General features: G+C 69.5%; 11 protein-coding genes. 5 read left to right on the top strand and 6 right to left on the bottom strand.

Annotation, left to right across the window (positions count from 1 at the left end):
* Nucleotides 1-8: 8 nt before the first annotated feature.
* From N5D30_RS00365 to N5D30_RS00345, 5 genes are all read right to left on the bottom strand, one after another.
* Nucleotides 9-782 (bottom strand): polysaccharide biosynthesis/export family protein, encoded by a 774-nt coding sequence (locus N5D30_RS00365; RefSeq protein ID WP_220814962.1) that lies wholly within the window; start codon nt 780-782, stop codon nt 9-11.
* 29 nt (nt 783-811) lie between these two features.
* The gene (locus tag N5D30_RS00360) at nt 812-1723 is read right to left on the bottom strand and encodes a glycosyltransferase (RefSeq protein WP_279907178.1); all 912 of its coding nucleotides are present in this window, start codon (nt 1721-1723) and stop codon (nt 812-814) included.
* The gene (locus N5D30_RS00355) at nt 1723-3180 is read right to left on the bottom strand and encodes a mannose-1-phosphate guanylyltransferase/mannose-6-phosphate isomerase (RefSeq protein ID WP_279907177.1); all 1458 of its coding nucleotides are present in this window, start codon (nt 3178-3180) and stop codon (nt 1723-1725) included. The genes N5D30_RS00360 and N5D30_RS00355 overlap by 1 nt, the downstream gene beginning before the upstream one ends.
* Nucleotides 3180-4613, bottom strand: coding sequence for an undecaprenyl-phosphate glucose phosphotransferase (locus tag N5D30_RS00350; protein ID WP_279907176.1), 1434 nt, complete (start codon nt 4611-4613; stop codon nt 3180-3182). The genes N5D30_RS00355 and N5D30_RS00350 overlap by 1 nt, the downstream gene beginning before the upstream one ends.
* Nucleotides 4614-4746: 133 nt before the next feature.
* Nucleotides 4747-5802, bottom strand: coding sequence for an AraC family transcriptional regulator (locus N5D30_RS00345; protein WP_279904784.1), 1056 nt, complete (start codon nt 5800-5802; stop codon nt 4747-4749).
* A 127-nt stretch (nt 5803-5929) separates the two neighbouring features.
* On the opposite strand from N5D30_RS00345, the gene N5D30_RS00340 reads away from it, so the two are divergent.
* The 5 genes from N5D30_RS00340 (at nt 5930) to yegS (ending at nt 12124) form a co-directional block, all read left to right on the top strand.
* Nucleotides 5930-7528: an FAD-binding oxidoreductase gene (locus N5D30_RS00340; protein WP_279907175.1), complete on the top strand. Its 1599-nt coding sequence runs from the start codon at nt 5930-5932 to the stop codon at nt 7526-7528.
* A gap of 1 nt (nt 7529) precedes the next feature.
* Nucleotides 7530-9107, top strand: coding sequence for a glycerol-3-phosphate dehydrogenase/oxidase (locus tag N5D30_RS00335; protein WP_279907173.1), 1578 nt, complete (start codon nt 7530-7532; stop codon nt 9105-9107).
* Between the two features lie 76 nt (nt 9108-9183).
* The gene (locus N5D30_RS00330) at nt 9184-10743 is read left to right on the top strand and encodes an FGGY-family carbohydrate kinase (RefSeq protein WP_279907172.1); all 1560 of its coding nucleotides are present in this window, start codon (nt 9184-9186) and stop codon (nt 10741-10743) included.
* Between the two features lie 62 nt (nt 10744-10805).
* A complete protein-coding gene (locus N5D30_RS00325; protein WP_279907170.1) occupies nt 10806-11138 on the top strand; it encodes a hypothetical protein in 333 nt (110 codons plus the stop codon).
* An 86-nt stretch (nt 11139-11224) separates the two neighbouring features.
* Nucleotides 11225-12124 (top strand): lipid kinase YegS, encoded by a 900-nt coding sequence (yegS, locus tag N5D30_RS00320; RefSeq protein WP_279907169.1) that lies wholly within the window; start codon nt 11225-11227, stop codon nt 12122-12124.
* On the opposite strand, the gene N5D30_RS00315 is transcribed toward yegS, so the two are convergent.
* Nucleotides 12121-12765, bottom strand: a complete 645-nt coding sequence (locus N5D30_RS00315) for a response regulator transcription factor (protein WP_279907168.1) — start codon at nt 12763-12765, stop codon at nt 12121-12123. The two genes, yegS and N5D30_RS00315, sit on opposite strands and share 4 nt — an antisense overlap.
* Nucleotides 12766-12894 lie beyond the last annotated feature (129 nt).

Below are 12894 nucleotides of genomic sequence, written 5' to 3'. Positions count from 1 at the left end.
CTGGTCCCTTAATTGTTGTTGCCGCGGAGGTCATAGTTGGCCCCGATGCCGATTGACTTGGTGAAGGGGATCAGCTGGTTGAGGTACAGGTCGACGCCGTCGATGCGGTCGCCCACGCCGGACTTGGGCACGAACACCACGTCGCCGCGCTGCAGGGCGGTGGACTGGCGGCCTTCGTCGCCGCCGTGGAGCAGCTGGCTGAAGTCGACGAAGTAGGTCTTGTAGCGTCCCTTGTCGTCCGAGCGCAGCAGCGCCACGTGGCGGCTGTCGGCGTTCGGCATCACCCCGCCGGCGGCCATGATGGCCCGCTCCAGGGTGTTGGCGACGCTGGTCGAGTAGGGCTGCGGGTTGCGCACCGAGCCACCGACGAAGACGGTGTTGCCCGGCGCCTGGTTGATGTTCACGGTGACCCCGGGCTCCCGGTAGTAGGGCGCCATGCGCTCGCGCAGCTCGGCGCTGAGCTGCTCGGGGGTCTTGCCCGCCGTTTCCACCCGGCCGATGAAGGGGTAGGCGAAGCTGCCGTCGTTCATCACCGTGTACAGCGTCAGCTCGTAGATCGAGTTGGCGGTGAAGGCGGAGATGGTGGGCGTCTCGCCGCTCTCGCGGACGATGCGCAGCACGTCACCGGGATAGATGCGCTCCTGTACGGGTGGCAGGTCGGCGAGAGTCAGCACGGCGGCCTGGCCGGCCTCGACGGTATCCGAGTCGGGCAGGCCGACCCGGGCCGGGGTGGTGCAGGCGGCCAGGCCCAACGTCAGAACAAGCAGCAGAAACGCTCTCATGATGGTGACTTTCCTTTGAAAACCCATATTCACTTCCAGTAACCCGGGAACATGCTGAGGCGGCGCTTCAGCCCGACGCCGAGCAGGTGTTCGCGCTGGCCGAGGTGGTAGCCCAGCAGTTTCATGGCGGTACGCAGCAGCACTTCCGGCGCCCGCCACAGGGCGCCGGCGGCGCGCAGCGCTTGCAACTCCGCCTTCACGTAGCGCAGGCCCTCGCCGCCGGCGGAGCCGAACGCCTGGCGAATCCACTCCTCGCGCCCGTAGAACACACCGATGTCGAAGTAGCGGCGAAACTCCTCCAGCACCCGGTAGTCGTGCGAGTGGTAGACCTCGGCGTCGGCGGCGTAGCGCACCGCGAAGCCGGCCAGCAGCATGCGCGCGGCGACGTAGGCGTCCTCGCTGCCGATCACGTCTTCGGGGAAGCCGTCCACGGCCTCCAGCGCGTCGCGCCGGTAGGCGGAGAAGGAGTCCGAGCTGAAGCAGGTCTTGATGCCCAGTTCGGCGGCGTCGCGCTGGCGCTTGGTGCGACTGCGCTCGGGGTAGTTGAAGCGCCGCGACTGGGCGCCGAGCAGGCCGGCGCCCGGGTGCGGGAGCTGGCGCCCGTAGGCGACGCCGATGTCGTGTTCGCTGCCCAGGCCGGCGACCAGGCGGGCGAAGCTGTGCCGGTTGGCCGGGATGGCGTCCTGGGTCAGGTAGATCAGCACGTCGGCGTCGACCATCTGGCTGGCCAGGCGCCGGGTGCCGCCGTGGTTGAAGTGCTCGGGCGCGATTGTCTCGACCCGGGCGCCGGCCGCGCGCAGGCGCGCCGCCGTGTCGTCGCGGGAGGCGCTGTCGACCACCAGGAACTCGTCGGGCCGCAGCGTCTGCGCGGCGAGGGCCGGCAGCAGGCGGTCGAGGTGGGCGCCCGCGTTGCGGGTCGGGATGATCAGGGCGGTGCGCATCAGGCTTTGTTCTCGGTACTCGCGATGCGGCCGTAGACGTCCTCGAAGCGCACGATGTCGTCTTCGCCCAGGTATTCGCCGCTCTGCACCTCGATCATCACCAGGTCGATGATGCCCGGGTTGCTCAGGCGGTGGCTGTGGCCCGCCGGGATGAAGGTGGACTGGTTGGTGTCGAGCAGGAAGTCGCGTTCGCCGTTGACCACCCGGGCCATGCCGCTGACCACGATCCAGTGCTCGCTGCGGTGGTGGTGCATCTGCAGCGACAGGGCGGCGCCGGGGCGCACCACGATGCGCTTGATCTTGAAGTTCGAACCTTCCTCGATGACGCTGTAGGTGCCCCAGGGCCGGTTCACCGTGCGGTGCAGGCGGTAGGCCTCGTGGCCGCGCCGCTTGAGTTCCTGGGCGACGTACTTGACGTCCTGGCTGCGTCGGGCATCGGCGATCAGCAGCGCGTCGGGGGTGTCGACCACGATCAGGTCGTGCACGCCCACCGCGCCGACCAGCCGGTCGGGGCTGTCGATGAAGCAGTTGCTGACCTCGTGCAGGATCGCCTCGCCGTTGACCTGGTTGCCCGCCTCGTCGCTTGGCGACAGGTCGCGCATGGCGTGCCACGAGCCAATGTCGCTCCAGCCCAGGTCGCACGGCACCACGGCGACCTTGTCGGAGCGCTCCATCAGGGCGTAATCGATGGAGATGTCGGGGGTCAGGGCGAAGGCTTCCTGCGGCAGTTCGCACTGCACGCAGCCGTCGCCGCGCAGCGGCGTGGCGGCATCCAGGCTGGCGCGGGCGGTTTCCAGCACGTCCGGGGCGCAGCGCTGCAGCTCGCCCAGCAGGCTGTCCACCTGCAGGCAGAACATGCCGGCGTTCCACAGGTGGCGGCCGCCGTCGACGTAGGCCTGGGCGGTGGTGGCGTCGGGCTTCTCGACGAAGCGCTGGGCGCGGCGCCCGCCCTCGGCCAGCGCCTCGCCCGCCTCGATGTAGCCGTAGCCGGTCTCCGCCTGGGTCGGGCGGATGCCGAAGGTCGCCAGGTAGCCGGCTGCGGCCAGGGCGCGGGCCTGCTCCACGGCGGCGGCGAAGGCGGCTTCGTCGCCGATCAGGTGGTCGGCCGGCAGGATCAGCAGCTGGGCGTCGTCGCCGTACTCGCGCTGCGCGTGCAGGGCGGCGACGGCGATGGCCGGCGCGGTGTTGCGGCCGCAGGGTTCGAGCAGGAAGTCCAGCGGCAGGTGGCGCGGGTTGACTTCCCGGTAGTCGTCCCGGGTGCCGAACACCAGTTCGCGGTTGGTCACCGTCAGCACCCGCTCCACGCCGGGCAGGCGGCTGGCGCGCAGGAAGGTCTTCTGCAGCAGGCTCTCGCCGTCGGGCAGGCGCATGAACGGCTTCGGCCGCGCCTCCCGCGACACCGGCCAGAGGCGCGTTCCGGAGCCGCCGGCGACGATGCAGGGAATCAGGGCGCTCATCAGTAGGCCTCCTTGGTGATGACGATGGCCGGCAGGGTGCGGAACAGGATGTAGAGGTCGAACCACACCGACCAGTGCTCGATGTATTCGAGGTCGAACTCGACCCGCTTCTCGATCTTCTCGAGGGTGTCCGTCTCGCCGCGATAGCCGTTGATCTGCGCCCAGCCGGTGATGCCCGGCTTGACCCGGTGACGGGCGCTGTAGGTCTCCACCGCGTCCTCGAAGAGGATACCGGCGGCCTTGGTGGCCGTGGCGTGGGGGCGCGGGCCGACCATCGACATGCTGCCGAGCAGGACGTTGAACAGCTGCGGCAGCTCGTCCAGGCTGGTGCGCCGGATGAAGGCGCCGACCCGGGTCACGCGGGCGTCGCCGCGGGTGGTCTGGCGCTCGGCGTTGGCGTCGGCCATCTGGTGGTACATGGAGCGGAACTTGTAGACCTCGATCAGCCGGTTGTTGTAGCCGTAGCGCTTCTGGCGGAACAGCACGGGGCCGGGCGAGTCGAGCTTGATAGCGATGGCCAGCAGCGCCATCAGCGGGGAGATCAGGATCAGCGCCAGGCTGGCCAGCAGCAGGTCCTCGATCCGCTTGATCAGCGGCGACCAGCCGCGCAGCGGCAGCTCGGAGGCGTTGAACATCGGCAGCCCGGACACTTCCGTGATGCGGTTGTGGGCGTGCCGCAGGGCCAGCATGTCCGGCGCCAGCAGCACCGTGACCGGCAGCTTGCGCAGGCGGGCGACGATGTGGCCGATGCGGGTCTCGGCGCTCCAGGGCAGGGCTACCAGTACCTGCTGGACGCGGTCCTCGCGAATCATCTGTTCGAGCAGCTTGGTGTCGCCGAGCACCGGCAGGTCGGCGAGGGTGTCCTCGATGCGGGTGTTGCGGTCGTCGATGAAGCCGATCACGCCGAGGCGGATGTCGCCGTTGCGCTGCATGTACTCGGCGATGCGCACGCCGTTGTCGGTGCCGCCGAGGATCACCGCGTTCTGCAGGTGCCGGCCGTGGCGCATCAGCCGGTGCAGCACGCCCAGCAGGAGCAGGCGTTCCGCCCCGAGCAAAAGGAGCACGGCGACGAACCAGACGAGCAGCTGTTGCAGGGGGATCAGCGGGAAGAGGCCCAGCGCCTGATGCATGAACGCCAGCAGGGAGAAGGCCGCCAGCCAGCTGAGGAACATCAGGCGGAAGCGCAGCATGTTGCTGAACAGCTCGTCGTCGTAGACGCCGGTGGCCTGGAAGATGAGCACGGTGATCAGACCGAAGAACATCAGCAGGGCGGCGTAGTGCTGGTTCAGCGCACTTTCGCCGTTCAGCGCCCAGAGCAGCAGCAGGCCGGGCAGCACGGCGGTGAACCCGTGCAGCAGCCGCGTGAAGGCAACGAAGTACTGAACGAAGCCCACCTTCGAGATGGGCTGCTTTTCAATCGACTGCGGGCGCAAAAAAACTCCCTCCCGGGAAGGCCTTGGTGTCCTTTGGGGGCCAGCGAAACTGGGTGCAATTGACAGGCTTGGTCAATTAATTGGCGGGCGTATTTTTGACTTTCTTATGGGTGCCGGCTTTCTGTCGATTTGATCACAGAGTATCCCGTATAGGCAAACTGCTAGTAATGGCCTTTTGATGTTGCTCACGGTACATCCCTGGGGTCAGGCCGGTCCATGTCTTGAAGCTGCGGTGGAAGGAGCGCGACTCCGTAAAACCAAGGTAGCTGGCGATGTCCTGGATCGCCAGATCGCTGCGCAGCAGGTAGTGCTCGGCCAGTTCCTGGCGCAGCTGGTCGAGGATTTCCTGGTAGCTGGTGCCGGACTGCTGCAGGTGGCGCTGCAGGGTGCGTACGGTCATGTGGAATTTCTCGGCGACCTTCTCCTTGCGCGGCAGGCCGTCCTTGAGCAGCAGGCGCAGGGCGTTCTTGACCCGTTGCGGCAGCGGCTCGTTGTCGTCCAGGCCGGCCATCATGGTCAGCGCGTGTTCCTCCAGGGTGCGCAGCAGGTTGGCGTCGGCCTGGCGCAGCGGGATGCCCAGGTAGTCCAGCGGCACCAGCAGGGCGTTGCACGGCTGGCCGAACAGCACCGGGCAGCCGAACACCTCCTCGTAGTCCGCCTGGGGCGCGTCGGCCGGGCGGTCGTGCTCGAACCACACCTCACGCGGCGAGCGGTCCATGTCGGCGATCCAGCGCGCGTAGAGCAGCCAGGAGGCGAGGACGTTCTCGATCATGTGGCGGCGGATCTGCGGGTGTTCGTGGCGGCAGTTCCAGATCAGCCGCACGTGGTCGCCGGCCATCTCCACGCTGCTGGTGCCCATGTCGCCGACCAGCTTCTCGTACGGCACGATGCGGCCCATGGCCTCGCCGAGGGTGGCGCAGTTCATGGTGATGTAGCCGAGCACGCTCCACGAGCCGGGCTGCACGTAGCGCGCCGAGCGCAGCCCGAACAGCGGGTCGCCGGAGACGCGCAGCAGGTGTTCCAGCAGGCGTTCGTGGACTTCGCTGGGCAGGCGCCTGCCGTTGTCAGCCAGGTCGTCGGGGCTGATGCCGGCGGCGTCGCGGGCGGCTTCCACGTCCAGGCCGAGCTGTTCGGCGTGGCGCAGATACTTGATCAGGGCGGGGACCGAGGTATAGCCGAGGGTGAGCATGGTTTTCTTGTTGTTCTGCTTGGCTTGATTGGCGACAGCCGCTGGCCCGATTCGACAGTGACCGGGCCGGGCGGCTGGCTAGTATAGGCAGCCATCGGACAACAGCGGAACAGGTGGGAGAGGGCGGATGCGACGTTGGAACGGATGGGGCGACGAAGCCACTGTGGTGGAGCTGCCGGCGCACGGCGCGGCCTTTCTCGAAGGGCTGGTCGGCGCGGGCCGCCGCCTGCCGGACGCGAGCCTGGAGCAGGTGCTGGCGCGGGTGCCGGCGTCGCGCCTGGGCAGCCGCCACCCGCTGGTCAGCCTGGATGCCGAAGTGCGCGTGCGCCACGCCCGCGGCCAGAGCCTGCCGGACTGGCTGGCCATGCGCTCCGGCGAGTTCGGCGCCTTCCCCGACGGCGTGGCCCTGCCGGAGACCGCCGCGCAGATCCGCGAGCTGCTCGCCTGGGCGCGGCAGCAGGACGCCATCGTCATTCCCTACGGCGGCGGCACCTCGGTGGCTGGCCACATCAACCCGGCGGCCGGCGACAGGCCGGTGCTGACCCTGTCGCTGGAGCGCATGACCCAGCTGCTCGACCTCGACGAGCAGAGCCAGGTCGCCACCTTCGGTCCCGGCGCCACCGGCCCGCAGGTGGAGGCCCAGCTACGGGCGCGCGGCTACACCCTCGGCCATTTCCCGCAGTCCTGGGAGCTGTCCACCCTCGGCGGCTGGGTGGCCAGCCGCTCCAGCGGCCAGCAGTCGCTGCGCTACGGGCGCATCGAGCAACTGTTCGCCGGCGGCAAGGTGGAAACCTTCGCCGGCACCCTGGACATCCCGACCTTCCCGGCCTCGGCCGCCGGCCCGGACCTGCGCGAGCTGATCCTCGGCAGCGAAGGCCGTTTCGGGGTGATCTCCGAGGTGCGCGTGCGGGTCACCCGGCTGGCCGAGCAGGAGAAGTTCTTCGCCGTGTTCCTGCCCAGCTGGCAGCAGGCCCTGGCCGGCATCCGCGCCCTGGCCCAGGCGCGGGTGCCGCTGTCCATGCTGCGCCTGTCCAACGCCGTCGAGACCGAGACTCAGCTGGCCCTGGCCGGCCACCCGGAGCAGATCGCCCTGCTCGAACGCTACCTGGCCCTGCGTGGCGCGCGGGCCGGCAAGTGCATGCTGACCTTCGGCGTCACCGGCAACCGGGCGCAGAACGCCCTGTCGGTGAAGCAGGCCAAGCGCCTGCTCAAGGGCTTCGGCGGGGTGTTCACCGGCACCCTGCTGGGCAAGAAGTGGGCGGAGAACCGCTTCCGCTTCCCCTACCTGCGCCACGGCCTGTGGGAGGCCGGCTACGCGGTGGATACCCTGGAGACCGCCACCGACTGGAGCAACGTCGACACCCTGCTGAACCGGGTCGAGGACAGCCTGCGCCAGGGCCTGGCGGACGAGGGCGAGCGGGTGCACGTGTTCACCCACCTGTCCCACGTCTATGGCGAGGGCTCGAGCATCTACACCACCTACGTGTTCCGCCCGGGCGACAGCTACGAGGCGACCCAGGCACGCTGGGCGAAACTCAAGCACGCCGCCAGCCGGACCATCGCCGACAACCGCGGCACCATCAGCCACCAGCACGGCGTCGGCCGCGACCACGCGCCGTACCTGGCGGTGGAGAAGGGCGAGCTGGGCATGGCGGCGCTGCAGGCCATGGCCCGGCATTTCGACCCGGAGCAGCGGCTGGCCCCCGGCGTCCTGTTGGAAGACTGAGATGAGCTGGAACGCCACCTGGCGTGAAGCCGCGCTGCCCGAACTGGCGGCGCGCGACTGGGACCTGATCGTGGTCGGCGGCGGCATCAGCGGTGCCGGCATCCTGCGCGAGGCGGCCCGGCGCGGCTGGCGCTGCCTGCTGCTGGAGCAGCGCGACTTCGCCTGGGGCACCTCCAGCCGCTCGTCGAAGATGGTCCACGGCGGCCTGCGCTACATCGCCAAGGGCCAGCTGGGCCTGACCCGCGACTCGGTGCGCGAGCGCCAGCGTCTGCTCGGCGAGGCGCCCGGGCTGGTCGATCCGCTGGGCTTCCTGTTTCCCCATTATCGCGGCCGGTTCCCCAGCCCGCGGGTGTTCGGCGGCCTGCTCAAGGTATACGACGCCCTGGCCGGCCAGCGCCTGCACCGCTACTACCCGGTTGGCGAGCTGCGCTACCTGGCGCCCGGGATGCGCGAGCAGGCGCTGCTCGGCGCCACCCGCTTCAGCGACGCGGTGACCGACGACGCCCGCCTGGTCATGCGCGTGCTGGACGAGGCGCGGGCGGACGGCGGCGAGGCGCTCAACGGCCTGCGCGTGGTCGAGCTGAGCCGCGACGGTGGGCGGGTGGTCGGGCTGGTCGCCGAGGACGCCGACAGCGGCCGCCGCTTCGCCTTTCGCGCCCGCGTCGTGGCCCAGGCCACCGGCGCCTGGGCCGACGAACTACGGCAGAAGAGCGGCCTGGAGCACATCCGCCCGTTGCGCGGCAGCCATCTGCTGCTGCCGGCCTGGCGCCTGCCGGTGGCCCAGGCGATCAGCTTCATGCACGCCGAGGACCAGCGCCCGGTATTCGTCTTCCCCTGGGAGGGCGCCACGGTGGTCGGCACCACCGACCTGGACCATGACGAGCCGCTGAGCCGCGATGCGCGGATCACGGCGCAGGAGGTGGACTACCTGCTGGCGGCCTGCGCCCAGGTCTTCCCTGGCGCCGGCATCGGCCGGGCCGACGTGCTGTCCACCTGGGCGGGTGTGCGTCCGGTGGTCAGCGAAGAGGAGAGCGCCGCTCGCAGACCGTCCGACGAGAAGCGCGAACACGCGCTGTGGACCGAGACCGGCTGCGTGACCCTGGCCGGCGGCAAGCTCACCACCTTCCGCCTGCTGGCCCTGGAAGTGCTGCGGGCCTGTGCGCCAATGCTCGGCCGGGAGGTGGCGGATGCCGGCCAGCCGGTGTTCCGGGCGGCCGATCCGACGCTGCTGGCGAACCTGGGCACGGCCCAGCGGCGGCGCCTGGCCGGCCGCCACGGCGCCGCGCTGCCGCGCCTGGCCCGGCTGGTCGAAACCCTCGGCGACGGCTGCGTCGGCGCCAGCAATACCCTGTGGGCCGAACTGGCGCTGGCCTGCGACGATGAGCTGGTGCTGCACCTGGACGACCTGCTGCTGCGACGCACGCGCATCGGCCTGCTGCTGGCGGGTGGCGCCGTGGCCGAGCTGCCGCGCATCCGCGAGCTGTGTCAGCTACGCCTGGGCTGGAGCGACGCGCGCTGGGAACAAGAACAACAACGCTATCTGGCGCTGTGGCGCCAGTGCTACAGCCTGCCGGAGTAGGAGCGGGCTCCGCCTCGCGAACCGGAATCCATTCGCGAGCAGAGCTCGCTCCTACGGGATCAGAAAGGTCATCTTCGTGAACGACAAGAACTACCTGCTGGCCATCGACAACGGCACCCAGAGCGTGCGCGCGCTGCTCTTCGATCTGGCCGGCAACCTGGTCGGCAAGGGCAAGGTGGAACTGGAGCCCTATTACTCCGAGCACCCCGGCTGGGCCGAGCAGGACCCGGAATACTACTGGGCCAGCCTCGGAGAGGCCTGTCGCCGACTGTGGGCCAGCGTCGACGTCGACAAGCGCCTGATCGCCGGCGTCTCGGTCACCACCCAGCGCGGCACCCTGATCAACGTGGACCAGACCGGCAAGCCGCTGCGCCCGGCCATCCTCTGGCTGGACCAGCGCCGGGCCGAGGTTCACGGGCGGATCAAGGGCCCCTGGGGCTGGCTGTTCCGCCTGCTGCGCGAAGAGGCGACGGTGGACTACTTCCGCACCCAGGCCGAGGCCAGCTGGATCGCCCAGCAGCAGCCGGAGGTCTGGGCGCGCACCCACAAGTTCCTGCTGCTGTCCGGTTTCCTCACCCACCGCCTGACCGGCCGCTTCGTCGACTCGGTGGGCAGCTGCGTGGCCTACCTGCCGTTCGACTACAAGCGCCTGCGCTGGGCCAAGCCAGGCGACTGGAAGTGGCAGGCCCTGCCGGTACGCCCGGAGATGCTGCCGGAGCTGGTCAAGCCGGGCGAGCGCATCGGCGCCATCACCGCCGAGGCCAGCGCCCACACCGGCATCCCCGAGGGCCTGCCGGTGATCGCCGCGGCCTCGGACAAGGCCTGCGAGGTGATCGGCGCCGGCGGCGTGGAGCCGAGCACGGCGTGCCTGTCCTACGGCACCACGGCGACCATCAACACCACCCGCGCCAAGTACCTGGAAACCATCCCGCTGATCCCGCCCTATCCGGCGGCGATTCCCGACCACTTCAACACCGAGGTGATGATCTTCCGCGGCTTCTGGATGGTCAGCTGGTTCAAGGAGCAGTTCGGCCACGCCGAACGCCAGCGCGGCCTGGAGCTGGGGGTGGAGGCCGAGACTCTGTTCGACGAGCTGGTCGACAAGGTGCCGCCGGGCTCCATGGGCCTGATGCTGCAGCCGTTCTGGTCGCCGGGCATCCGCGAGCCGGGGCTGGAGGCCAAGGGCTCGATCATCGGCTTCGGCGACGTGCACACCCGCGCCCACCTGTACCGGGCCATCCTCGAGGGCCTGGCCTACGCCCTGCGCCAGGGCCGGGAGCGCATCGAGAAGCGCTCGGGCACCCCGATCGAGCGCTTGCGCATTTCCGGCGGCGGCTCGCAGAGCGACGCGGCGATGCAGCTGACCGCCGACATCTTCAACCTGCCGGCCGAGCGCCCGCACCTGTACGAGACCTCCGGCCTCGGCGCGGCCATCGACTGCGCTGTCGGCCTCGGCCTGCACCCGGACTTCCCCACCGCCATCGCCGCCATGACCCGGGTCGGCAAGGTGTTCCAGCCCAATCCCCAGGCGGTGGCGGTGTACGAGCGGCTTTACCGCGAGGTCTACCTGCGCATGTACAAGCAGCTGCGGCCGTTGTACGGCAGCATCCGCGAGATCACCGGGTACCCGGCGTAGCCATTGCCTAACCTGGGCCCGGCGATGGAAACTGCCGCAGCATTGTAACGACAGGGATGTTCATGAAGATCGCATGGGGAATGGTGATCGGGATTTCGATCCTGCATTACTCGGTGATGGGGTATTGGGGGGATTACCCTTCGCGCGAAGCGGAAACACTGATGAGCTGGGCCTTTGCGCTGATGCTGGCCTGCTGGTGCCTGGCTGATGCGAAACGGCGTGGCTACCACCGCCCCTACGAATTCGGCGCCTTCCTGTTCTTTCTCTGGCCGGTAGTTCTGCCTGCTTACCTGGTGCATACCCGTGGCTGGCGAGGCCTGCTGCTATGTGCCGGACTGTTCTTGCTGGCTCTCGTTCCCTGGCTGAGCGGTACCGTCGCGTACTACGTCAGTTGATCTCCGCTGGGCTGCTCTAACGAGGGCACTTTCAGCCATCGGCGGCGGTCTGCTGTACTCGGTCGGTCGATGGGCGAGGGTTTGGCATGAGCGAACGCAAGGCACTGCTGATCCTGCATGGCAAGCAGGCGCAGAACGAAGAGGTGCGCGCCGCCGTGATGGCGCTGCGTGAGAACGGCTGGGAGCTGGCCGTGCGCCTCACCTGGGAGGGCGGCGACGCCGCGCGGCTGGTGGACGAGGCGCTGGCCGCCGGTTACCCCACGCTGATCGCCGGGGGCGGCGACGGCACCCTGCGCGAGGTGGCCGAGGCCATGGCCCTGGCCAACGCCGAGGCGTCCCTGGCGCTGCTGCCGCTGGGCACGGCCAACGACTTTTCCCGCGCCGCCGGCATCCCGCTGCTCCCGGCCGAGGCGCTGTCCCTGCTGGAGTTCGAGCCCCACGCGATCGACCTGGGCGAGGTGGACGGCCAGCTGTTCCTCAACATGGCCACCGGCGGCTTCGGCTCCAAGGTCACCGCCAACACCTCGGAAGACCTGAAGAAGCTGCTCGGCGGCGCCGCCTACCTGCTCACCGGGCTGAGCCGCTTCACCGAGGTGCGCTCGGCGTTCGGTCGCTTCCACGGCCCGGACTTCGCCTGGGAGGGCGACTTCCTCGCCCTCGGCATCGGCAACGGCCGCCAGGCCGGCGGCGGCCACGTGCTGTGCCCGCAGGCGAGCGTCGACGATGGCCTGCTGGACATCTGCATCGTGCCGGCCGCCCAGGACGTGGTCGGCACCCTGGGCACGCTGCTCTCCGGCGGCATCCTCGGCCTGGAGGCGGTGTCGGTGACGGCGCGCCTGCCGTGGCTGGAAGTGGAGGCGCCGGAAGGGCTGGACATCAACCTCGACGGCGAGCCGCTGACCGGCAACCGCCTGCGCTTCGCCGCACGGCCCGGGGCGCTGCGCCTGCACCTGCCGGATATCTCGCCGCTGCTGTCCACGTCCTAGTCGTCGGCGTGGATGATTCCCTCGCGCAGGGCGTAGAGCACCAGGCCAGGCACGTCGTGGATGTCCAGCCGCTTCATGATCTGCGCGCGGTGCGCCTCGACCGTCTTCACGCTGAGGCCGAGGCCCTCGGCGATGGCCCGGGTGGGCGTGCCACGGGTGATCAGCCGGAGAATCTCGATCTGCCGCTGGGTCAGCCCGTGGTCGGCGGGCGGCGGCTCGCGGGCTAGCGCCTGCTCGATCACCGGCTGGGCGATGGCCGAGCTGAGGTAGCGCTCGCCACGGCCGATGGCGCGTAGCGCCAGGTGCAGCTCGGCCATGGCGGCGTCCTTCAGCAGATAGCCGTGGGCACCCCGGCGCAGGGCGTCGAGGACCACGCCCGCCTCGCTGTGCATGGACAGCATCAGCACCTTGCTGGCCGGGGCCACCTGGGCCAGCGGCTGCAGGGCCTCGAGGCCGCTGACGTCCTTCATGGAAATGTCGAGCAGGATGATGTCGGGCTTGAGCTGGCGAGCCTGCTCGACCACTTCCTGGCCGTCCTCCGCCTCGCCGACGATCTCGAAGCCCGGCAGTTCGTCGACCATGGCGCGCACACCGACCCGGATCAGAGCGTGGTCGTCCGCTAGCAGGAGACGGCAGTTCATCGCCGCCCTCCGGTGCCTGCTCTATGGCAGGTTGCGCAAGGCGCAACAGGGGAAAGCATCGTCCGGTTCCCTCCCGTTCTGCCCCGTATCCGACAGGGCGTCGACCGGCGGTCGACGTCGGGGCCAGGT

Source organism: Pseudomonas sp. GD03875 (assembly GCF_029840585.1).
In the GTDB taxonomy this organism is placed as follows: Bacteria; Pseudomonadota; Gammaproteobacteria; order Pseudomonadales; family Pseudomonadaceae; genus Aquipseudomonas; species Aquipseudomonas paralcaligenes.
Note: the sequence above shows the minus strand (reverse complement) of the source record. Positions and strands in the feature narration are given on the sequence as shown.